Origin of the sequence: Vibrio qinghaiensis, from assembly GCF_002257545.1 — a bacterium.
GTDB lineage: Bacteria > Pseudomonadota > Gammaproteobacteria > Enterobacterales > Vibrionaceae > Vibrio > Vibrio ordalii.
The window spans coordinates 2,602,203-2,624,864 of record NZ_CP022741.1; the positions used below are offsets into that span (position 1 = coordinate 2,602,203).

General features: G+C 47.2%; 17 protein-coding genes. 11 read left to right on the top strand and 6 right to left on the bottom strand.

What is annotated here, in order from left to right; translation table 11 throughout:
- Nucleotides 1-55: 55 nt before the first annotated feature.
- The gene (locus CCZ37_RS12105) at nucleotides 56-1,246 is read right to left on the bottom strand and encodes a 3-phenylpropionate MFS transporter (RefSeq protein ID WP_064625986.1); all 1,191 of its coding nucleotides are present in this window, start codon (nucleotides 1,244-1,246) and stop codon (nucleotides 56-58) included.
- A 202-nt stretch (nucleotides 1,247-1,448) separates the two neighbouring features.
- Between CCZ37_RS12105 and CCZ37_RS12110 the strand changes: the two genes are divergently transcribed.
- The 10 genes from CCZ37_RS12110 to CCZ37_RS12155 all read left to right on the top strand — a co-directional run bounded on the left by CCZ37_RS12110 (nucleotide 1,449) and on the right by CCZ37_RS12155 (nucleotide 13,386).
- On the top strand, nucleotides 1,449-3,275 hold the full coding sequence (locus tag CCZ37_RS12110; protein ID WP_094500850.1) for a DUF294 nucleotidyltransferase-like domain-containing protein: 1,827 nt from the start codon (nucleotides 1,449-1,451) through the stop codon (nucleotides 3,273-3,275).
- A gap of 13 nt (nucleotides 3,276-3,288) precedes the next feature.
- The gene (locus CCZ37_RS12115; RefSeq protein ID WP_094500624.1) at nucleotides 3,289-3,921 is read left to right on the top strand and encodes a 3'-5' exonuclease; all 633 of its coding nucleotides are present in this window, start codon (nucleotides 3,289-3,291) and stop codon (nucleotides 3,919-3,921) included.
- Between the two features lie 141 nt (nucleotides 3,922-4,062).
- Nucleotides 4,063-6,012 (top strand): acetate--CoA ligase, encoded by a 1,950-nt coding sequence (acs, locus tag CCZ37_RS12120; RefSeq protein ID WP_094500625.1) that lies wholly within the window; start codon nucleotides 4,063-4,065, stop codon nucleotides 6,010-6,012.
- Between the two features lie 285 nt (nucleotides 6,013-6,297).
- Nucleotides 6,298-6,747, top strand: coding sequence for a type II 3-dehydroquinate dehydratase (gene aroQ / locus CCZ37_RS12125; protein WP_094500626.1), 450 nt, complete (start codon nucleotides 6,298-6,300; stop codon nucleotides 6,745-6,747).
- A gap of 83 nt (nucleotides 6,748-6,830) precedes the next feature.
- Nucleotides 6,831-7,286 carry an acetyl-CoA carboxylase biotin carboxyl carrier protein gene (gene accB, locus CCZ37_RS12130; protein ID WP_010320342.1) on the top strand — a complete coding sequence of 152 codons (456 nt, stop codon included), beginning with the start codon at nucleotides 6,831-6,833 and terminating at the stop codon, nucleotides 7,284-7,286.
- 14 nt (nucleotides 7,287-7,300) lie between these two features.
- On the top strand, nucleotides 7,301-8,647 hold the full coding sequence (gene accC, locus CCZ37_RS12135; RefSeq protein ID WP_010320341.1) for an acetyl-CoA carboxylase biotin carboxylase subunit: 1,347 nt from the start codon (nucleotides 7,301-7,303) through the stop codon (nucleotides 8,645-8,647).
- 118 nt (nucleotides 8,648-8,765) lie between these two features.
- Nucleotides 8,766-9,662, top strand: coding sequence for a 50S ribosomal protein L11 methyltransferase (prmA, locus tag CCZ37_RS12140; RefSeq protein ID WP_094500627.1), 897 nt, complete (start codon nucleotides 8,766-8,768; stop codon nucleotides 9,660-9,662).
- A gap of 139 nt (nucleotides 9,663-9,801) precedes the next feature.
- Nucleotides 9,802-10,770, top strand: a complete 969-nt coding sequence (dusB, locus tag CCZ37_RS12145) for a tRNA dihydrouridine synthase DusB (RefSeq protein WP_010320339.1) — start codon at nucleotides 9,802-9,804, stop codon at nucleotides 10,768-10,770.
- 23 nt (nucleotides 10,771-10,793) lie between these two features.
- On the top strand, nucleotides 10,794-11,090 hold the full coding sequence (gene fis / locus CCZ37_RS12150) for a DNA-binding transcriptional regulator Fis (RefSeq protein ID WP_010320338.1): 297 nt from the start codon (nucleotides 10,794-10,796) through the stop codon (nucleotides 11,088-11,090).
- Nucleotides 11,091-11,346: 256 nt separating this feature from the next.
- On the top strand, nucleotides 11,347-13,386 hold the full coding sequence (locus CCZ37_RS12155) for a TonB-dependent receptor (protein WP_094500628.1): 2,040 nt from the start codon (nucleotides 11,347-11,349) through the stop codon (nucleotides 13,384-13,386).
- 188 nt (nucleotides 13,387-13,574) lie between these two features.
- Here the strand turns inward: CCZ37_RS12155 and CCZ37_RS12160 are convergent, their stop codons facing one another.
- The 5 genes from CCZ37_RS12160 to zntR form a co-directional block, all read right to left on the bottom strand.
- Nucleotides 13,575-15,710: a lysine decarboxylase CadA gene (locus CCZ37_RS12160; protein ID WP_017042215.1), complete on the bottom strand. Its 2,136-nt coding sequence runs from the start codon at nucleotides 15,708-15,710 to the stop codon at nucleotides 13,575-13,577.
- A 117-nt stretch (nucleotides 15,711-15,827) separates the two neighbouring features.
- On the bottom strand, nucleotides 15,828-17,168 hold the full coding sequence (gene cadB / locus CCZ37_RS12165) for a cadaverine/lysine antiporter (protein ID WP_094500629.1): 1,341 nt from the start codon (nucleotides 17,166-17,168) through the stop codon (nucleotides 15,828-15,830).
- A gap of 547 nt (nucleotides 17,169-17,715) precedes the next feature.
- Nucleotides 17,716-18,582 (bottom strand): pyridoxal kinase PdxY, encoded by an 867-nt coding sequence (gene pdxY / locus CCZ37_RS12170; protein ID WP_094500630.1) that lies wholly within the window; start codon nucleotides 18,580-18,582, stop codon nucleotides 17,716-17,718.
- Nucleotides 18,583-18,707: 125 nt separating this feature from the next.
- Nucleotides 18,708-20,285, bottom strand: coding sequence for a lysine decarboxylation/transport transcriptional activator CadC (gene cadC / locus CCZ37_RS12175; RefSeq protein WP_094500631.1), 1,578 nt, complete (start codon nucleotides 20,283-20,285; stop codon nucleotides 18,708-18,710).
- Nucleotides 20,286-20,426: 141 nt separating this feature from the next.
- Nucleotides 20,427-20,825: a Zn(2+)-responsive transcriptional regulator gene (gene zntR, locus CCZ37_RS12180; protein WP_094500632.1), complete on the bottom strand. Its 399-nt coding sequence runs from the start codon at nucleotides 20,823-20,825 to the stop codon at nucleotides 20,427-20,429.
- Nucleotides 20,826-20,989: 164 nt separating this feature from the next.
- Between zntR and purH the strand changes: the two genes are divergently transcribed.
- The gene (gene purH / locus CCZ37_RS12185) at nucleotides 20,990-22,600 is read left to right on the top strand and encodes a bifunctional phosphoribosylaminoimidazolecarboxamide formyltransferase/IMP cyclohydrolase (RefSeq protein WP_094500633.1); all 1,611 of its coding nucleotides are present in this window, start codon (nucleotides 20,990-20,992) and stop codon (nucleotides 22,598-22,600) included.
- The last annotated feature ends 62 nt before the right edge of the window (nucleotides 22,601-22,662 follow it).

Here is a 22,662-nt window from a genome sequence, read left to right on the forward strand (position 1 = left end):
TCCAAGAAGAGGCTTCATTTAACTAAGGATAATTTTTAATCTCAATCAGTTAAGGTTAATTCTGTGCTTCAGGCGTAGCTTTCATTACCTCAATACCTGACACGTTAGATGAGGTCGGTTCGACTTTGATCAATAGCGCTAAGATACCCATTACCGCCATCGCCCAAAATACATTCGCGCCCCAGCGCTCATAACCCCAACCACTCAAGGTGGTCATCAAAGCAATAAATGCCCCAAGTGGAATGGCGTTATACAGCGCTTGCATAGCCACCATTTTGCTTTGCGGTGCGTGCTGAATGTATTGAATCGCCGCAATATGCGCCATCGCAAACGTCACCCCATGCAGCAGTTGAATCGTCCCTAGCGCAAGCAGCGCGGTGGTCGATGCCATAAGCCCCCAGCGCACCACAACCCCGATCGACGCGGCAACAAATAGTGTGCGTAGTGACCACCCTGAAAAAAGGCGTTTGCTGAGCGCAAATACCGCCACTTCAGCGGCAACCCCAAGGCTCCATAAATAACCGATTAGCTCTTCAGAATGCCCCGCCGCTTTCCAGTGAATCGAGCTAAAACTATAATACGCCGCGTGACTGCCCTGTATTAGCGCCGCTAAAATCAAGAATTTGACGACTGGCCATTCACGCAATAACTGCGTCAGTTTCGGCCGGACAGCATGTGCATCACCAACCGTCACGGGCATTGGGTTGGGATTGCGCAAGCTGATCAGTAGCGAAACAAATATCCCTGCTAAGGCGGTATAGAGGATCATGTCTGAACCATAACGTGCCACAAGTACGCCAACCACGGTAGAACCAGCGATAAAAGCTACCGACCCCCATAAGCGAGTGCGGCCATAATCGAGCATTTTTAAGCGCGCATAGTAGTTAGCCATCGCATCAGATAGCGGCACCACGGGGCCACAGCAGATATTAAACAGCACAGTGGCTAACGCCATCAGCCAGAAACTGCCGCCCGTAAAAAAGTGAAAACCAATAAATAGCAGCGCCGCTAAACTTAACCAACGCAGTGCTGGCAAAAGGTGCTCAGCCTTATGAACACGCGGCGTAATCACAAAGTTAGCAACGCAACGCGTGGCAAAACCCATACCGATTAATACGCCAATATCAGTTGCAGACACACCTTGGTTTTCAAACCATAGCGCCCAAAATGGCAAATAAACGCCATACGCAAAGAAGAAACCAATAAAGTACTGCGATATCCAACCATATGGAGAGGGGTTAAGCATGATTCATCCTGAACAAAATGAGGGAGAGAAAACGGCGGTATTATGCAGGCAGTTTAAGATTCTAAAAAGGGAAGTTTACTGATAAATCTGTTTCCTTATTCACAACCTTGCGGGTCATGTCACTCATTAGACCAAAGTCGTCTGGAGGTAGTGGCGATTTTTGTCACACTTAGATAGGAATTTCTTCTGAGTGACGATCGTTATGCCTGACAAATTCAACATGCAGTCACCGCCCTTTGACCGCTTAACATTGCCGCAGCAACAGCGACTTCGCTCATCCTTGGATGTGGCGTATTTTCGTAGCAACGATCTGCTGCAGGCCAGTGACAGGCCCAGCGTGTATCTGCACGTACTGATCAAAGGCGCGGTCGAAGAACGCTCGCCAGATGGCAAAGAGATTTTTGCTCACTACGCCAACGATGACATGTTTGATGTACGCGCACTGTTTGAAGAAAAAGCCAAGCATCAGTACGTGGCGCTGGAAGATACCTTAAGCTATCTGCTGCCGAAAGCCGTCTTTCTCGAACTGTATAACGACAACGGCCAGTTCGCCGCCTACTTCGACAATAACCTTGCCAAACGCCAAGCTCTGCTTGATGTAGCACATCAGCAGAAGAATTTAGCCGAATTTATTTTAACTAAGGTGGATGACTCAATTTACCATCCACCGATGATTTTAAACCCAGATCAACCGCTCAACCAAGTGACCCAGCAATTACGCGATAACGGAGTTGATGCGGCCTTAGTTCGTCTTGCCGAGCATGATCAACGCTTAATCGAAAACCCCAGTGCGCACCCCTATGCTATCGTCACGCGCACCAATATGCTGCATTCCGTTATGCTCGATAACCAGCCGCTCGATACCCCTGTTGGGGAAATTGCTACCTTTCCTGTGCTGCACATCAACGATGGCGATTTTCTGTTTAATGCAATGATCGCCATGACGCGCAACCGCATAAAACGAGTGATGGTGTGTGATGGCCATCAAGCGGTTGGCATGCTGGACATGACACAAATTCTTAGTGCTTTCTCCACTCATTCTCACGTGCTGACGTTAAGTATTGCTCGCGCCAGCTGTGTGAAAGAGTTAGCCCTTGCCTCAAGCAAACAGCGGCAACTGGTTGAAAGCCTAATCAACAATGGCATTCGCACTCGTTTTATTATGGAGCTGATTTCAGCGGTTAATGAACAGATCATCGAAAAAGCCTTTCATTTGGTTGTGCCATCCGCGCTGCATGATCACTGCTGCTTGATCGTACTCGGCTCCGAAGGCCGTGGAGAGCAGATCCTAAAAACCGACCAAGATAACGCGCTGATCATCAAAGATGGCTTGCAGTGGCATCAAATGGGTGTGGTCATGGACACGCTCACCCACACCTTACAGCAGCTCGGCTATCCGCTTTGTCCGGGCAATGTGATGGTCAATAATCCGAAATGGGTTAAAAGCCAAAATGAGTGGAAAACCACGCTTAGTCAATGGGTGAAAGCGGCCAAACCCGAGCAAGTGATGGACATTGCGATCATGGCCGACGCACACGCCGTTGCGGGCAACAAACACTTATTGGCCCCTATTAAACAGCACTTGAGCCATTTAATGGCCGACCAAGAATTGATTTTGATGGAGTTTACTCGCCCCGCGCTGAGTTTTTCTGTGCCACTTACACTGTTTGGCACGGTGAAACACTCCAAATCTGGCTTAGATATTAAACAAGGTGGCATTTTCCCGATTGTGCATGGCATTCGCGCCTTAAGCCTTGAACATCAAGTTCAACAAAACAACACCTTTGAACGTATCGAGGCCTTAGTGCAGCAAAAGGTCTTGGAAAGAGAAACCGCCGATAACCTCAGTGAAGCGCTCAAACAGTTCTTTAAATTGCGCTTAGCTCAGCAACTGAGCAATCAACACAACACCAATAAACTCGATTTAAAACAGCTCGACCGAACCGAGCGTGACCTGCTCAGGCACAGTTTACACGTGGTGAAAAAATTCAAGCAGTGGCTTGGCTATCACTATCAAATTCGCGAATAGTGGAGTCTGAAAATTGAATTGGTTTACACGCCATTATTGGTTTCACAAACTAAAAGACTCGCCTTATCAGCCACTGTTTGCAACGCCGATGCAAGGGGAATATGTATCGCTCGATTGCGAAACCACCAGCCTTGACCCGAATCGCGCCGAGTTAGTGACGATTGCCGCCACCAAAATTATCGACAACCGCATTTTAACCAGCCAGCCATTTGAAGTGCGTTTGAGCGCGCCACAATCGCTCGACTCAGGTTCAGTCAAAATCCACAAAATTCGCCATCAAGATCTGGTCGATGGCATCGACGAGCAAGAGGCCATCACTCGCCTATTAGACTTTATCGGCAACCGACCTTTAGTGGGCTATCACATTCGTTATGACAAGAAAATCCTCGACCTCGCTTGTCGGCGACATTTAGGCTTTCCACTGCCCAATGCTCTCATCGAAGTAAGTCAGATCTATCATGATCAGTTAGAGAGAATGTTGCCGAACGCGTACATCGACCTCAGCTTAGAGGCGATTTGTCGCCATCTCGACTTACCGATACAGGATAAACACGACGCGCTGCAAGATGCCATCGCCGCGGCATTAGTGTTTGTGCGCTTGACCAAAGGTGATCTACCTCCCTTTGTTGCGCCTTACTCGCGCTAGCACTTACCCCACACTCATCCTAAAGTCTAATTGTAGAAAATCGTACTCTGACTGACAGTTACCCACATACAGATTTTCCTTTCAGCGCAACCTAATCGCCAATCAACAGGGAAATTGTTTGAATTCACAAGGAGAAGAGTAATGAGTGAAGCCCACGTTTATTCGGTAAAAGAGAATATCAAAGCCAAAACACATGCGGATAATGACACTTACCTAGCGATGTACCGACAATCAGTGACCGACCCAGAAAGTTTCTGGAGTGAACACGGCAAGATTGTGGATTGGATTAAGCCTTTCACTCAAGTGAAACAAACCTCGTTTGATACTGGCCATGTAGACATTCGCTGGTTTGAAGACGGCACATTAAATGTCTCCGCTAACTGCATTGATCGCCACCTTGCCACACGTGGTGATGAAGTGGCAATTATTTGGGAAGGTGACGATCCGGCTGATGATAAAACCCTCACCTTTAAAGAACTCCATCAACAAGTGTGTCGCTTTTCTAATGTGTTGAAAGAGCAAGGAGTGCGCAAAGGAGATGTGGTCTGTCTTTACATGCCTATGGTGCCAGAAGCAGCCGTTGCGATGCTCGCTTGTACTCGAATTGGCGCAGTGCACACTGTGGTGTTTGGAGGCTTTTCACCGGAAGCCCTTTCCGGTCGCATTATCGATTCCGATTCCAAAATAGTCATCACTGCCGACGAAGGTGTACGTGGCGGTCGCGCTGTGCCCTTGAAGAAAAACGTCGATGAAGCCTTGACTCATCCTGAAGTGAAAAACATCAGCAAAGTGATCGTGTTTAAACGCACTGGTGGCCAAATTGACTGGCACGAACATCGTGATGTGTGGTGGCATGAAGCGACCGCAAAAGCTTCCGACCACTGCCCAGCCGAAGCCATGAAAGCGGAAGATCCCCTCTTCATCCTCTACACCTCAGGCTCAACCGGTAAACCCAAAGGTGTGCTGCACACAACCGGTGGCTACCTTGTTTACGCGGCGATGACCTTCAAATATGTGTTTGACTATCAGCCGGGCGAAGTGTTTTGGTGTACCGCCGATGTGGGCTGGATCACTGGCCACACCTACTTGGTTTACGGTCCTTTGGCCAATGGTGCAAAAACCGTTCTGTTTGAAGGGGTTCCCAACTACCCAGACACCAACCGCATGAGTCAAGTGGTAGATAAACACCAAGTAAACATTCTTTACACTGCGCCGACCGCTATTCGCGCCTTGATGGCGAAAGGCAATGAAGCCGTCAAAGAGACGTCACGCACCAGTTTGCGCATTATGGGTTCGGTGGGAGAACCAATTAACCCAGAAGCGTGGGAGTGGTACTACAAAACCATAGGCAACGAGAAATCACCGATTGTCGATACATGGTGGCAAACCGAAACGGGTGGCATTTTAATTACGCCACTGCCGGGCGCGACGGCACTTAAACCGGGTTCGGCCACACGGCCATTTTTTGGCGTGCAACCAGCCTTGGTCGATAACATGGGCAACATCATTGAAGGGGCTGCCGAAGGTAACTTAGTTATTTTAGATTCATGGCCGGGCCAAATGCGCACCGTTTATGGCGATCATGACCGTTTTGAACAAACCTATTTCTCAACTTTCAAAGGCATGTATTTCACCAGCGATGGCGCACGCCGTGATGAGGATGGCTACTACTGGATAACAGGCCGCGTGGATGACGTGTTAAACGTTTCTGGCCACCGTATGGGCACTGCGGAAATTGAATCGGCTTTGGTTGCTTTTGATAAAATTGCAGAAGCGGCAATTGTCGGCGTGCCACACGATATTAAAGGCCAAGCCATTTATGCTTACATCACCTTAAATGATGGCGTCTACCCCAGTGCCGAGCTGCACAAAGAGGTCAAAGATTGGGTACGAAAAGAGATTGGGCCGATTGCAACGCCCGATGTGCTGCACTGGACCGATTCACTGCCCAAAACCCGTTCTGGCAAAATCATGCGCCGTATTTTGCGTAAAATCGCCACCGGCGACACCAGTAATTTGGGCGATACCTCGACACTGGCCGATCCTAGCGTAGTGGATAAATTGATCGCCGAAAAAGCAGAATTGTCTTAACGCTAACGATGCTACCTGCCGCGAGGCATTGAGATGATTAAGCCGTCACACTTGTGGCGGCTTTTTCTTTCCCTCTCACTTCTTCTCATTCTGTTAACTCGGTTGCAGAATTAAATGAGTAAACTATCTGATAAGACCAGTAAATTGCTGCCATTTGCGCTGAATTAGCTATAATCTTGGGCAATTTCTTAAATTCAGGGAATTTTTGACGAAAAATTCACTCTGACCTAAGAATAATATGGGAATATTAATATTCGTTTCACGATATAGGGAGATGTCGACACAATGACTGCTAAATCTCGCATTCTGGTCTTAAATGGGCCAAATCTTAACCTGTTAGGGCTACGTGAACCTGCACATTATGGTTCTGACACCTTAGCGCACATTGTCGAGACATTACGCGAACAAGCGCAAAAAGCAGATATTGAGTTAGAACATCTTCAATCGAACCGCGAATATGAGCTGATCGAAGCCATCCATGCCGCTTACGGCAAGGTCGACATCATCATCATTAATCCCGCTGCATTGACGCACACCAGTGTGGCACTGCGCGATGCGCTATTGGGTGTCGCCATCCCATTTATTGAAGTGCATCTATCCAACGTTCACGCACGTGAACCTTTTCGCCACCACTCCTATTTGTCGGATAAGGCGCAAGGGGTGATTTGCGGGTTAGGTGCACAAGGTTATGAATTTGCTCTTGCAGCCGCCATAAAAGCGCTACAGACAAAATAACCCACATACGATCAACGATAAACAAACACTCTACGGCCCAACCTTAAGGGCTGACGTATTCACAAGATAAAGAGAAAGAAAAGATGGATATTCGTAAAATCAAAAAGCTTATCGAACTGGTAGAAGAATCTGGCATTTCTGAACTAGAAATCTCTGAAGGTGAAGAATCGGTACGCATCAGTCGTAACACTGCGCCAGTACAGATGGCTCAGATGCATTACGCTGCACCAGCGCCAGCACAACAAGCCGCGCCAGTCGCTGCCCCTGCGCCAACGGCTGAAGCCGCCGCGCCTGTAGCGCCAAAAGGTCACCAAGTGCTTTCACCAATGGTCGGTACTTTCTACCGCTCACCAAGTCCAGATTCAAAATCCTTCATCGAAGTCGGTCAAAGTGTTTCAGTCGGTGACACACTATGCATCGTTGAAGCGATGAAAATGATGAACCAAATCGAAGCCGATAAAGCAGGTACCGTTACGGCAATCCTACTTGAAGACGGCCAGACCGTTGAATTCGACCAACCGCTTGTTGTTATCGAATAATCGAGGTTTGCTTTATGTTAGATAAATTAGTCATCGCGAATCGAGGTGAAATTGCACTTCGTATTCTGCGCGCATGTAAAGAGCTTGGCATCAAAACTGTTGCCGTGCACTCCACTGCCGATCGTGATTTAAAACACGTACTGCTGGCCGACGAAACCATCTGTATTGGCCCAGCACGTGGTATTGACAGCTACTTAAACATTCCACGCATTATTTCTGCAGCGGAAGTGACTGGCGCAGTAGCCATTCACCCCGGTTACGGTTTTCTTTCTGAAAACGCCGACTTTGCTGAACAAGTCGAGCGTTCAGGCTTCATTTTTGTTGGCCCGAAAGCCGATACCATTCGCATGATGGGTGACAAAGTGTCAGCCATCAGCGCAATGAAAAAAGCGGGCGTTCCTTGTGTGCCAGGTTCTGACGGCCCACTGGATGGCGATGAAGCCAAAAATAAAGCCCACGCGAAACGTATTGGTTTCCCTGTGATCATCAAAGCTTCTGGCGGCGGCGGCGGCCGTGGTATGCGTGTGGTTCGTAGCGAAAGTGAACTGACCCAAGCGATCGCAATGACACGTGCCGAAGCCAAAGCGGCGTTCAACAATGACATGGTTTACATGGAAAAATTCCTAGAAAACCCACGTCACGTTGAAGTACAAATTATTGCGGATGGCCAAGGTGGCGCAATTCACCTTGGTGAGCGTGACTGCTCAATGCAGCGTCGTCACCAAAAAGTGGTTGAAGAAGCGCCTGCACCAGGTATTACCGAAGAGATGCGTAAATACATCGGTGAACGTTGTACACGCGCTTGTCTCGAAATTGGCTATCGTGGTGCCGGTACGTTTGAGTTCCTATACGAAAACGGCGAGTTCTACTTCATTGAGATGAACACGCGTATTCAAGTTGAGCACCCAGTCACCGAAATGGTCACTGGTGTTGATCTCATCAAAGAACAACTTCGCGTCGCCGCAGGTCAACCACTGTCGTTTACCCAAGATGACATTAAGATCCGTGGCCATGCGATTGAATGCCGTATCAACGCGGAAGATCCGGTTCGTTTCCTCCCTTCTCCGGGCAAAATCGAACACTTCCACGCGCCGGGCGGTATGGGCGTTCGTTGGGAATCACACATTTATGCAGGCTACACAGTGCCACCGCATTACGATTCAATGATCGGCAAGCTCATCACTTACGGTGAAAACCGTGACGTGGCAATTGCGCGCATGAAAAATGCGTTAAACGAAATGATCGTCGATGGCATTAAAACCAACATCACCTTGCAGCAATCGATCATGCAAGATGAGAACTTCCAACACGGTGGGGCGAACATCCACTACCTTGAGAAGAAATTGGGCTTACAGCACTAATCTTCTCTTCGCGTCGCGAGAAACCAAATGCTCACTTCGGTGAGCATTTTTGTTTTCGGCAGCTGAGTCAGTTTCTGCTAAACTCTGCGCCAACTGACGACATAACAGAGCAACTGACATGCCTTGGATTCAAATTAAACTGAACGCAACTAACGCCAATGCCGAGCCAATTGGCGACATGCTGATGGAAGAGACGGGCGCAGTATCCGTCACTTTTCTTGATGCGCACGACACCCCTGTTTTTGAACCGCTTCCAGGCGAAACTCGCCTTTGGGGCGATACCGACGTGCTGGCGCTGTATGATGCCGAAGCCGATAGCGCATGGATCATTGACCAAATTCGCTCAAGCAAACTGCTGAGTGATGACTTTGCCTACAAAGTTGAACAGCTCGAAGATAAAGACTGGGAACGTGAATGGATGGACAACTTCCACCCAATGAAATTTGGTCAACGTTTGTGGATTTGCCCAAGCTGGCGTGAAATCCCAGAACCTGACGCTGTCAACGTGATGCTCGACCCGGGCCTTGCATTCGGCACAGGCACTCACCCAACGACTGCATTATGTTTAGAGTGGCTCGAAGGGCTCGACCTAACAGGCAAAACCGTCATTGATTTTGGTTGTGGTTCAGGCATCTTAGCCATTGCGGCGATCAAATTGGGCGCAGCCAAAGTCGTCGGTATTGATATCGACCCACAAGCACTGCTTGCTTCTAACGACAACGCAGGACGCAATGGCGTAGCTGACCAACTTGAAGTGTATTTGCCACAAGACCAACCTGAAGGCTTAGTCGCTGACGTAGTTGTGGCCAACATTTTGGCCGGCCCACTGCGCGACCTGAATGGCGTGATCAAAGGGCTACTTAAACCCAATGGCCAACTTGCGATGTCCGGCGTTTTGGACACTCAAGCCGAAGAGGTTGCCAACCATTATCGTGACGAGCTTCACATTGACCCGATCATTGAGCTCAATGAGTGGTGCCGCATCTCAGGTCGCAAGCAAGGCAAGCAAGGCTAGATAAGACTTTGTGCGCTAATAGACTGTATTTTATACGATTTACTAAAACAAATTGTAAATGCTCAAATATTAGTCTTTTCACGCAGTAAAAAAATGCGTAAAATGCGCGCCCTTGCTGGTACAGAACTGTGATGACGTTTTGAAAATCGGAAACTATCAACTTAAGAACAATCTTATCGTTGCCCCTATGGCAGGAGTAACTGACAGACCATTTCGAGAGTTGTGTCTTCGCTATGGAGCAGGCATGGCCGTCAGTGAAATGATGTCCTCTAATCCTGCTCTATGGAATACGTCAAAGTCGATGCAACGTATGGTACATGAGGGCGAATCGGGCATTCGCTCGGTACAAATTGCGGGAGCCGACCCACAGCTTATGGCCGATGCAGCCCAATTTAGTGTTGAGAACGGTGCTCAGATCATCGACATCAACATGGGTTGCCCAGCAAAAAAGGTGAATAAAAAGCTGGCGGGTTCAGCCTTACTCCAATTTCCGGAGACGATTGAACAGATCTTGAAAGCGGTGGTGAACGCCGTTGATGTCCCCGTGACATTAAAGACCCGTACTGGCTGGGACACGGACAACAAAAACTGTGTCTACATCGCTAAATTAGCCGAAGACTGCGGCATACAAGCTTTAGCCCTGCATGGCAGAACCAAAGCGTGTATGTACAAAGGCGAGGCCGAATACGACAGCATTAAAGCGGTGAAAAACGCCATCTCTATTCCGGTTATTGCTAACGGTGATATCGATAGCCCAGAGAAGGCGAAATACGTGCTGGATTACACCGGCGCTGACGCTTTAATGATTGGACGCCCTGCCCAAGGTCGCCCGTGGATTTTCCAAGAAATCCAACACTATTTGGAAAACGGCACCACGATGTCTGAACTTCCGGCTGCGGAAGTGAAAGATATTATGCTTGGTCATGTACAAGCTCTCCACAGTTTCTATGGTGAGTATTTAGGCCCTCGCATCGCTCGTAAGCATGTGGGTTGGTATCTGAAAGAACATGAGCAAGCGAGTGAGTTTCGCCGTACCTTCAACGCTATTGACGCAGCACCGCTGCAAATTGACGCGCTCGAAGGTTATTTTGATAACGTTGCATCATAATTAAGAGAAGAGCTAGACCGCATATGTTCGAACAAAACCTGACTTCAGAAGCTTTCACAGTAACAACCGTAACTTCACAAGATCAAATCACGCAAAAACCACTACGTGATTCAGTTAAAGCATCTCTTAAAAACTACCTTGCGCAGTTAAACGGCCAAGAAGTGACAGAACTATACGAGTTAGTTCTTGCTGAAGTTGAACAGCCACTACTCGACACCATCATGCAGTACACTCGCGGTAACCAAACTCGCGCAGCAACCATGATGGGTATCAACCGCGGTACTCTTCGTAAGAAGCTAAAAAAATACGGCATGAACTAATCTAGCTACTGCACGAATCGAGCAACTAGATACCATCGCTTTTAAAACCGAGCCTCTGCGCTCGGTTTTTTCATTTTTATTACTCAAAACACCAGTAAAAGCTATCTCTGCTGACAACATTGCTATTGCTATTGATCTCACATTGCTCATTCATTAAACAAATAGACTTAGCGGCAATAAATAAAGGTGACTTATTCTTTTAAATGTTAATGATATCAATTACCATTCGCATAACGAATTGTTGTAAGAGTTCATTATGTCCTATTTTAAAAGTCGCCCCACATTACTTTGCTTAGCTATTCTCGCTGCCCATCACTCAGCACTAGCCCAAGAAGAGACATTGGTTGTAACAAGCCAACAAACTCAGCACCCGGTTGTTGCCACCGCAACACGGACTGCAACGCCTGCGAAATTAGTGCCGCAAACCATTAATAGCCTACCTGCAGAGCAGCTCAGCGCCTTTAATCCATCCTCATTAAGCGCAGCGCTAGTCGGTACGCCCGGTATTGATGCGGTCAATGATACCCGCTTTGATAGCGTGACAATTCGTGGTTTTGCGGCCAGTAACGATTTCTACCTCGATGGTTTCCGTGATGACATGCAGTACACGCGCGATCTCGGCAACATCGAAAGTGTCGAGATCCTGAAAGGACCGGCGGCGGTACTGTATGGGCGTGGTAGTACTGGTGGCATCATCAACCGAGTCAGTAAAACGCCACAAAAAGGCCAAACCTCAAGTATCAATGCACGAATTGGTAGCCATGATTACCAACGTCTCGCTGCCGATCTTAGCGGTGAATTACATGACGATGTGCAGGTGCGCTTGAATATGGCACAAGAAGACAGCAACAGTTTCCGCGATGGTGTGGAAGGCAAACGCACACTGCTGGCACCTTCACTGCGTTGGGCAATCAAGGACAACCTCGATTTTCTTATCCAGTATGAACGTAATGAGCACCACCGCACACCGGACCGCGGCATTCCTGCGGTCAATGGCTACCCGGCTGATGTGCCTAACAGCGCTGTCTACAGCGATACTAAACGTGATTTTATTGATGATGTGAGCGAAACAACTCGCTCACGACTCACTTGGCAATTGAACGATCTTTGGCAACTGCGCCAACAGCTCAGCTACATTAAGCTCGACAGCGAATTTGATAATACTTACGTCACTCAAGTGAAAGGGGATAACGTGGTTCGTAAGCGCTGGCAGCAACAGCTCAATGCCAGCAACTTAACCAGCCAAAGCGAAGTGGAAGGCCAATTCAATACCGGCTCAATTAACCACCGTTTATTGGCTGGCCTAGAACTGAGTTGGCAGGAACGTAATCCAAAACTGTATCAAAATAAGGAGGCGATCCCTGCGGGCAACCTTTACCAACCGGACCAACTCCCAAGCCACAATGGTGAAATGTCGCTGTCTAGCGATGCTAATCATAAAGTACGCAGCTCTGGTCTTTACTTACAAGATCAAATCAGTCTAAACAACTGGCATCTGTTACTTGGCCTGCGCTACGACGAATTTAAAGTTACCACTCACCGCTTGGATCTTAATAAAGAAGAAACTCAAACCTCTTATAACCTAAGTCCTCGCTTAGGCTTGGTTTGGAACCCAGTGGCGGATCACGCCTTATACGCTTCTTACAGCAAAACCTTTTCTCCTGTCGGAGGCGGGGTGATTGGTCTTTCACCAGGTAACAAAGCCAATCAGCTTGATCCTGAGCACAGCCGTTTATATGAAATTGGTGCAAAAAGCGATTGGTTCGATGGACGCATTGCCAGCACTTTATCTCTGTATCGTTTAGAGATGTATAACCGCCGGATGAAAGATCCTCTCGACCCAAAAATCATATTACTCACTGGTTTACAAAGAACCGATGGTGTGGAATTGGATGTGAAAGCATACCTCAGCGAAACATGGTCACTGCGTGGGGCTATCGGCTGGCAAGATGCTGAAATCATCAAAGCCGAGAATAATACCCAAGGCAATCGCCCAAGTGCAGTATCAAAACTGAATGGTCAACTATTTATTCACTACCAAGCGGAACAAGGCTGGTTCGCTGAAACGGGTATGACAGCGGTAGGCGATCGCTATGCTGACTCACAAAATACGACCAAACTGCCCGGTTACGCGCGTTTTGATGCTCGTCTGGGTTACCAATGGCAAGATTGGAGCACTCAATTGAGCGTAGAAAACGTGTTAGATAAGGACTATTACGTCAGTGCCACTGGTGCGACACAAATTATGCCAGGCGCACCTCGTCAGTTCTATATTAACGCCTCTTACGCTTTCTAAGCACTATAAGCACTATAAGCCGCTAGAGAGCCGCTAAATACTTCGATAAAAAAGAGAGCCGAATGGCTCTCTTGAATCGATTTACGTTGGTTTGAGGTATCGCAATCGAATTTAGGGTGTTGGCGGGTTTATCTTTATCGCTGCGCGCGCAATAAAGGTTCCCGATAAACCGCCAACAAAATCGACCTTTAGTCTTTCAACACTTTCACTGTGTAGCTCCCGTTAGCTTGACGATACAAGCCGTGAATATCAGTATCAAACCCCGGATAATGCGCGCCGATTTCACACAACATTTCCAAGAATTCAAGGACAGGACGTGAGCTCTCTGTCACCATTTCACCTGGCAACACCAAAGGTACACCAGGAGGATAAGGTAAGATCATATTCGCGCTCACGCGGTTAACCATTTCATTCAACAGAACCTCTTCAGTTTTACCGCGTAGTTCTTGCTGCCATGCCGCGTGTGGCGTCACTTTCATCTCAGGCAACACATCAAATGCTTTGTACATCAATTCTGGCAATGCATATTTCTTAGTTAAGTCGTGAATACCTTGCGCTAGATCTTGGATACGCATGCCTTCGTAGAAGCTTGGGTCTTCTTTGTATAAAGAAGGAAGAATCGAACGAATGGTCAAGTTCAAATCGTAACCCCGTTTGAACTCAGTCAAACCGCGCAGCAGTTGCATCGCTTTCGATTTATCAATACCAATTGAGAACAAGAACAGCAGGTTGTATGGGCCTGTTTTTTCAACCACAATGCCGCGCTCGTCTAAGAATTTAGCCACTAATGAGGCAGGGATCCCCGACGCTTCAAGCTCACCTTGTTGATTCATTCCCGGAGTTAATAAAGTAATTTTAATTGGGTCAAGGTACATGTGGTTATCATCAATACCTTTAAAACCATGCCAGTTATCATTAGGGTCTAGCTTCCAACATTCCGTTGTATCAATATTCTCCGGCTGCCATACATCAAAGAACCAGCTATCACTCTCACCTTTTAATCGTTTGATCTCTTTACGGAAACGTACGGCGCGATCGATAGAGTCTTGCATCAACTTGCGACCCGTATTGCCACGCATCATCGCTGCTGCTGTTTCAGTTGAAGCCACAATACCGTATTGAGGCGAGGTCGAGGTATGCATCATGAAGGCTTCGTTAAACGACTCTTTATCAAACTCACCTTTTATATGAATCATCGAAGCTTGCGAGAAAGCGGCGAGCAGCTTATGAGTAGATTGTGTTTCATAAAACACTTTACCTGGCATCGCTTCACCGCTCATACCACATTTACCTTGGTAAATTGGGTTGAAGTTAGTGTAAGGCACCCAAGCACTGTCAAAGTGAATGTGTTTACAATCTAAAGACTCTTTGATGAATTGGGTGTTGTACAACAAACCATCGTAAGTCGAGTTGGTGATCACAGCATAGCTTGGCGCGCTGGCACCCGGGGTATTGGCCACTTTTTCAGCAATCACATCACGGCTAAATTCGCTTTGTGGAATTCCGCCTAAAATACCGTAAGCATTACGAGTTGGACGGAAGTAAATAGGCGTTACGTCTGTCATCATCATTAAATGAGTTAATGATTTATGGCAGTTACGATCCACCAGCACAGTGCTACCCGCCGGCGCAGAATACATGCCGACAATTTTATTTGATGTCGAAGTACCGTTGGTTACGATGTAAGAACTGTCGGCATTAAATGTTCGTGCAATATACTCTTCCGCTTCTTTATGTGGGCCAGAGTGATCAAGCAGTGAACCCAGTTCTGGCATCGAAATTGAGACGTCTGCTTTGAATGTATTCGGGCCGTAGAAATCATAAAAGATACTTCCTGCGGGGCTTTTTTGGAATGCCGTACCTCCCATATGACCAGGAGTACAGAAAGTGTACTTGCCCTCTTCCACATATTTAAACAGCGCTTTGGTAAACGGAGGCATGATCGCATCTTTATACTCTTGCGTTGCTTGATTGATCTTCACTGCAATATCATCGGCCATGCCTAACGAATACTCAAAAAAGCTCACGTTCAAACGCAAATCTGTCAATGAAATATCTAACGTTGACTGCTCATTGGCAAATGCGTGTACTGGCAGTTTTTCGTTGACATTACTGATGCGCTCACAAAGCTCAAGAGAGTATTTATCCCAGTCAAATAACACCCCACAAACACGCGGATTCATCTCAATTAATTTGATCAAATCTTTATCATCAACGGGATAAACCACGTCATAACCTGCTTTTTCTAATGCCGCGTGAAGCTGGCGAACAGGCTCTTCTTTAAAGAACACACCCATGTGGTTCAAGATAGCAAAAATATTCATTTGGACATCTCCAAGACGAGAAAAGGCGCTCCCTATCCGTTGTGATAGTGAGGAGAAGAAGCACCAAGGAAAATGAAGGACTAACGCACTGCGTAGCTGGCGCGCTAGCCTAGGAAATTAAGCCGCTGACGCAGGTAAATCGTTTTTGTGTGACTCTATGTATTGAGCAAGGCCCGTTTTTTTGCTGTAGAACATCAAAATGACCAGTGACATGATGAAGGTAGCGGTCAAGGTCGTCCCCTCCGCGCCAGCCAGTGCCACCATACAAAACGCACACGCGACACCAGAGAACAGCATCACAAAACCATTACGCGTCGTCATACCTTCGAAACGGATCAAGTTAATGCTGGAGTAAAAGTAAGGCAGCATGGTTAACAACACTGCATCTGTTGTAAGTTGGTTAAAGATATCTGACGCGTGCGCGGTTTGAGAGCTAAAGGCCATCAAGACACACATCAGCGCTGTCATCTTGATTGACGCTAAGATCAATCCTTTTTTAGGCACACCGTTTTTGTCCGTATCGCCGTAGATTTTAGGAAAGTTGCCATCGCTCGCAGCACGTTTACCCGCTTCACCGACCAACATCATCCAAGAGCCTAACGACGTAAAACAAGCCAAGGCTGTGAAGGCTGAAACAAACGGTGCAGACCAACTACCAAAGAGTTCCGTTGTCGCGAGCGCAAAAGGAGCACCGGAAGCGGCAACTTCTGCGGCAGGGAACATCCCACTGATCATTTGTGTCGAAAGGATATAAATAATCCCCGCGATCGCCGTGCCAAGCATTGTCGCTAGCGGCACGGTGCGTTTGGGGTTGTGTACCATACCCGAGGATACCGCGGCTGACTCAACACCAACAAATGACCACAAGCAGATCAATACGGCACTGATAATGGCGTGATTATCACTGCCAGCAGAAACGTTCCAGTTTTGTTGATAGGTTGCCATATCAAAATGAGTCCAGCCCAAAAGAGCAGTGCCCAGCACTGGAACCAAAATTAATACCAAACCAAACGTACACAAACGGCTAACCCAACTGCCCCCTAGCAAGTTGACCAAAGTAAACACCCATACCGCAGCAATAGTGGCTATCCCAGCAGGAACAGGGTTGTTCAAAATAGGGAAGAACACCGAAAGGTAGGAGACACCCGTAATGGCAATAGCTAAGTTCCCAATCCAGTTTGCGTGGTAATAAAGCACACCCGCTTGGAAACCAAATACTGGTGAAACTTCACCTGCATAAGCAATTGGGCCACCTTCTTGTGGGTTTTTAGTGGCTAAGCGTGCAAACACAAACGCCAAGCTCAGCGCGCCGATGATGCAGATAATCCAACTAAATAGAGAAATAGAGCCAACCGTTGCAAGGCTTGAGGGTAACAAGGCAATGCCGCTACCCATCATGTTGCCCGCGACCACCCCAGTACAGGCAATGACGCCAATTTTTTTGCTATTCGATGACATAACGTCTCCCGATATTTTCTACGAGCCATAGGCTCAAACCATAATAAGTGAGAGGCTTTGGCTAATAGGTCGCCACGACATCTCACTGAATTTGGCTGCAGATTACGCTCAAAATTGACGAAAAAAATAAAGATGCGCTTATCAATAAAATAATGAGTGAATCCCTATTTATTGAGAAAAACCTGATAACGAAAAAAATAAATATCCTTATTTTTCTGATAGATAAAAAATAAAACAACAAAACATCACAAAAGCTAAAAATATCAGGAGAGAACAATCGGAGCAGATAGGTGAGATAAACAAACCGTTTGATGTGATAAAGCCACAAACGCAGTTATCAGGAAAGGTTTCACTACACAATTGGACGTTGCCAACGCAATGTTCGCCCAACGCCAACGGACTCCATAGCTTTGATCAGTTGAGAGTTGAGAGTTGAGAGAACACGCTATAGAGCGAACAGAGTCGCTCGACAAAGAAAAGCCGGAGGTTGAAGGTTTAGGATAGGAGCGATCGTTCGGACTAGGGTTTGGTATCGTTGGATGATGTTTTAGCCTGCAGTTGCTATCAGCACAGCGGTAAAATCAGCGATGGTGCTGACCAATTCCTCTTGAGCGGCAATAATTTGCAATTCCCACTCGCCCTGCTCTGCCGTTTGCTTTAAGACTCGATAAACCGCATGATTACACAGCTCGAATGATTTCAGTGCATCGTGATTATTCAAGTAATGCCCAGTAAAGAGTGACGTAATGAGATCCCCTACCCCTACAGGTTGGCGAACAAAATCCAGCAAAGGCCGAGTAACAAGAAACAAGCCCTGAGCGCTACCCAACAACATGGTAAATTGATGCTCAGAAGCACTGTGCAGATGCTTCACTAAGACAATTTTTGGCCCCATGGTTAATGCGCGTTGACACGCCTTAATCGCCGACTCCAAATCATCAATCTCGATCCCCGTAAATCGGGCTAACTCGAACTGATTAGGCACAATAATATCGGCTTTCTGCATGATCCGTTCACACAAAGCTTTGGTTACTTCCGGACTCACCACACAACCTTTAACCGGATCCCCCATCACAGGATCGCAAATATATAGGGCATTAGGATTCGCAGCTTTCACTCGCTCAACTGTATCTAAAATTTCATCAGCCTGCGCATCGCTCCCGATATAGCCTGAAATCACTGCTTTGATCTCATTGACGACCTCAATATTAACTAAGCCCTGCGCGAGATCACTGATATCACCCGGTTGCAGCACTTTGCCCGTCCAGCCCTGCGCATATTGGGTGTGGTTGGAAAATTGAACGGTGTGAATCGGCCAAACCACATGCCCTAAACGCTGCAAAGGGAATACAGCCGAGCTATTGCCAGCGCAGCCATACACCACGTGAGATTGGATAGAAAGAATACCTTGCATAGTGGCCTCTAAAGGGGACAGTTAAAGCCCCCAGATAAATAACGATGAGTAATAAACACTCAACTCTCGTGCTATGGCACGCCATAAACCACGCAGTATAGTTGAGATGAAACCCAACGCAGTTTCTATAACACAGTCGTAACCGATGGATGAACGGCGCGATAGAGCGCGTAATCAATCGACTTAAGGTTGCTATAAAAAGCTAAGTTCTCACACAACATATAAGTTTCCATCGACGTATCAATATAAAAAGCTTCGCTGTACGCTTCACTGGCCCTTTCTCTATCGCCCTGTAATTCGGCCAGTTTACCCAAAAGTACATACGCCAGTACTGATTCACGCTCAGCAAGGACTTTTTGCAAATAATGATTGGCTTGCGGCGTATTATCACGCATGGTCTCATGCAGCGCTAATGCTTCGAAAATACGCGGCTGTTGCAATGGTTGGCCTTGCTCGATGACATGCAGTAATGACTGCGTCAATTGATTCACACGGTCAATGCTCAGCACCTGGCTTGGATCGAGCGCCGTTTGCACATAGTAAGCCACTAATAACTCAGCTTGCACGTAAGTGTTATCAGGTTCAATTTTCAATACCTCCTCTAACAGCCTGATCCCCTCTTTAAAAGAAGATGGCTGAGATACATTGAGATAATGATGGGCTTGAATCAACTTGACTAACGCTTGCTGGTTGGCGGGCATATCTGCCATTAATCGCTCAGCCTTACTGGCCGCATCCGGTACGGCTAATGCTTGCATTAAATCCAGCGAGGCTTGCTTCATGACGGCTTTAATTTGAGGCAAAGCAAGCGAGTATTGGCGGCTAAACAGAATGGTTCCCGATCCATTATTGCGATACTCCACATCCAAATAAGCTTTACCGCCCTCATCTTTGACCTGCACCGTCACCGTTTTTCCCGCTAAAATCCCCGCAGCAAAACGGGTTTTACTCAAACGAACCCGATATTGACTGACTTGTGCGATGTCAGCGGCCAGCTTTTGCACTAAGCCATCGGACAACTCAATATTGCTTTGAGCCTGCGCGAAATGTTCTTGGAATTTAAACTCAATCAAATGGGTATCAATCGCTTGAGTAATATTGGTTTCAGATTGATGGTAGGTAAACAAACCAAAAGCGATGATCAACGCTCCTATCCATAGCACATCAAAAGCCATCGATTTCCAACGGCGAATTTGCATGCTATCGCGTGGTGTAGAAGTGTTACGGCTACTAAAAGCGCGCGTCAACGGCCCGGCAGGAAAGGCAATATCGCCAGACAACTCTGGTTCAGCCGTCTCTTCAATTTCCGACCTTTGTGCTGATTTACTGATGGGTTCATCATTAATTACCAGCCAATTCTGCTCAACGACTTGTTCAGGAAACACTTTTGTAACGTTTGCCACCAGCTTATATCCACGCTTAGGCACAGTCGTTAAATAATGGGTATTTTCTTCACGGCCGTCGCGTAGCAGTTTTCTCAGCTCAAAAATAGATTGAGTCACCACTTGGTCGGTGACAATCGCACCACCCCAAACGTGTTCAATCAACTCTTCACGACAAAAGACTTCTCCTGCATTTTTTGCAAGAAAATACAAAAGGTTAATTAATCTTGGCTCGACCGAAACTTCCCTATCTTGGCGATACAATTTATTTTCATCAACACTCAACATCCAGTCGTTGATTTGAAAATGTATTCCAATCATGTGTGTACCATGAAGTATCAGTGATCATTGATAAAATGATAAAATGATAATTTAATACAAAGCAAATGAGGTGTGATTATATAAAGCTTTATACCCACAACCTAATGATCAAACTTATCAAAAACGCAAACTAAGGTTATCTCACTCCAATGCCGCTAAAATCGAGCAGTGGCTGGCGTTGTCGTCTGTATGACCACAGCACGCATCATTGATTTTTTTTAGCGCTTGACGAATCTCAATTAGCTCAGCAATTTTTTGGTCAATCACCACCAGCTTCGCGCTGGTGATCGATTTCACTTCCGCACAGCTGTGTTCCGTCGCTTCGAGCTTTATTTCCAGTAACTCTTTGATCTCATCCAAACTGAGCCCTAGCTCTTTGGCTTTGAGAATAAAACTCACCTGCTGCTGATTTTTTTGATTATATAAACGATAACCCGATTCACTGCGCCCCGCCGGTTTTATCAACGCATTTTTTTCATAAAAACGCAGCGTATCGGTTGAAACTTTACAGCGTTTGGCGAGCTCTCCAATTTGAAACATCTCATTCTCCTTTAACTTTTTTATTACGTTTAATACCCAATATCGCCGTTTTTATAAAAAATTTTGCGATGCCAAACGATTGCGCGAGCTTTTTGATGATTGTTTGGTTAGAATGTGCGCCATCAAATTTCCCATTAACTCCATGATTTGAGGAAGACCGAAGCATGAATAACGCTCGTCCTATTCACCGCGCATTGATCAGCGTATCAGACAAAACCGGCATTGTTGAGTTCGCTCAAGCTCTCGCGAAGCGCGGTGTCGATATTCTTTCTACTGGTGGCACCGCTCGCTTATTAGCAGACCAAGGTATTGCGGTTACAGAAGTTTCTGACTACACCGGTTTTCCTGAGATGATGGACGGTCGCGTAAAAACATTGCACCCGAAAGTACACGGTGGCGTGCTGGGCCGCCGCGGTCAAGATGACGACATCATGCAACAACACGGTATTAAGCCGATTGATATGGTGGTCGTCAACCTTTACCCGTTTGCCGAAACCGTTGCTAAAGCAGGTTGTACCCTAGCTGATGCGGTAGAAAATATCGACATTGGTGGGCCAACTATGGTGCGTTCTGCGGCGAAAAACCACAAAGATGTGACCATAGTGGTGAATGCACATGACTACGACCGTGTCATTGCCGAGATGGATGCGAACGACCATTCGCTAACACTCGAAACACGTTTTGACCTTGCGATTGCCGCTTTTGAACATACCGCCGCTTACGATGGCATGATCGCCAACTACTTCGGCACTATGGTTCCGTCTTACGGAGCCTCTTTACTTGATGAAGAAGGAAAAAAGGCTGATGAAGAGAGCAAATTCCCGCGCACCTTCAACCAACAATTCCTGAAAAAACAAGACATGCGTTACGGTGAGAACAGTCACCAAGCGGCCGCTTTCTACGTGGAAGCCAACCCAGAGGAAGCGTCAGTCTCTACGGCACGCCAACTCCAAGGTAAAGCGCTCTCTTACAACAACATCGCCGATACCGACGCCGCCCTTGAGTGTGTGAAAGAGTTCGCTGAGCCAGCGTGTGTGATTGTCAAACACGCCAACCCATGTGGCGTTGCCTTGGGCAGCGATATTCTTCAAGCCTACAACCGTGCTTACCAAACCGACCCTACTTCTGCCTTTGGTGGCATCATCGCTTTTAACCGCGAGCTAGACGCACAAACCGCAGCGGCGATTGTTGAGCGCCAATTTGTTGAAGTGATCATCGCACCAAGCGTTTCAGCGGAAGCGATTGAAGTGGTTGCGGCGAAGAAAAACGTGCGCCTGCTTGAGTGCGGTGAGTGGTCAGCGAAAACCACGGGCTTTGATGTGAAACGCGTCAATGGTGGCTTGCTGGTGCAAGATCGCGATCAAGGCATGGTTAGCCTTGATGATCTCAAAATCGTAACCAAGCGCCAGCCGAGTGAAGAAGAGATCAAAGATGCTCTTTTCTGCTGGAAAGTGGCTAAGTACGTCAAATCAAACGCGATTGTTTACTCAAAAGGTGACATGACTGTTGGCGTGGGCGCAGGCCAAATGAGCCGCGTTTATTCAGCCAAAATTGCGGGCATTAAAGCGGCCGATGAAGGCTTGCAAGTCGAAGGATGTGTGATGGCTTCTGATGCCTTCTTCCCGTTCCGTGACGGCATTGATGCTGCGGCGCAAGCGGGCATCAAGTGTGTGATTCAACCAGGCGGTTCGATGCGCGATGACGAAGTGATTGCCGCCGCCGATGAACACGGCATGGCGATGATCTTTACGGGTATGCGTCACTTCCGTCACTAATTTCCTCTTCGTATTTGGTACTGTGGCGTCGTTAGCTGCTTTCGCCCACCCCGGTCACATAG

Bases quoted from the DNA above. Each gene is read 5' to 3' on its own strand.
- CCZ37_RS12105 (WP_064625986.1), bottom strand. From the start codon at position 1,246: ATGCTTAACCCCTCTCCATATGGTTGGATATCGCAGTACTTTATTGGT.
- CCZ37_RS12110 (WP_094500850.1), top strand. From the start codon at position 1,449: ATGCCTGACAAATTCAACATGCAGTCACCGCCCTTTGACCGCTTAACA.
- acs (WP_094500625.1), top strand. From the start codon at position 4,063: ATGAGTGAAGCCCACGTTTATTCGGTAAAAGAGAATATCAAAGCCAAA.
- aroQ (WP_094500626.1), top strand. From the start codon at position 6,298: ATGACTGCTAAATCTCGCATTCTGGTCTTAAATGGGCCAAATCTTAAC.
- accB (WP_010320342.1), top strand. From the start codon at position 6,831: ATGGATATTCGTAAAATCAAAAAGCTTATCGAACTGGTAGAAGAATCT.
- accC (WP_010320341.1), top strand. From the start codon at position 7,301: ATGTTAGATAAATTAGTCATCGCGAATCGAGGTGAAATTGCACTTCGT.
- prmA (WP_094500627.1), top strand. From the start codon at position 8,766: ATGCCTTGGATTCAAATTAAACTGAACGCAACTAACGCCAATGCCGAG.
- fis (WP_010320338.1), top strand. From the start codon at position 10,794: ATGTTCGAACAAAACCTGACTTCAGAAGCTTTCACAGTAACAACCGTA.
- CCZ37_RS12155 (WP_094500628.1), top strand. From the start codon at position 11,347: ATGTCCTATTTTAAAAGTCGCCCCACATTACTTTGCTTAGCTATTCTC.
- CCZ37_RS12160 (WP_017042215.1), bottom strand. From the start codon at position 15,710: ATGAATATTTTTGCTATCTTGAACCACATGGGTGTGTTCTTTAAAGAA.
- cadB (WP_094500629.1), bottom strand. From the start codon at position 17,168: ATGTCATCGAATAGCAAAAAAATTGGCGTCATTGCCTGTACTGGGGTG.
- pdxY (WP_094500630.1), bottom strand. From the start codon at position 18,582: ATGCAAGGTATTCTTTCTATCCAATCTCACGTGGTGTATGGCTGCGCT.
- cadC (WP_094500631.1), bottom strand. From the start codon at position 20,285: ATGATTGGAATACATTTTCAAATCAACGACTGGATGTTGAGTGTTGAT.
- zntR (WP_094500632.1), bottom strand. From the start codon at position 20,825: ATGTTTCAAATTGGAGAGCTCGCCAAACGCTGTAAAGTTTCAACCGAT.
- purH (WP_094500633.1), top strand. From the start codon at position 20,990: ATGAATAACGCTCGTCCTATTCACCGCGCATTGATCAGCGTATCAGAC.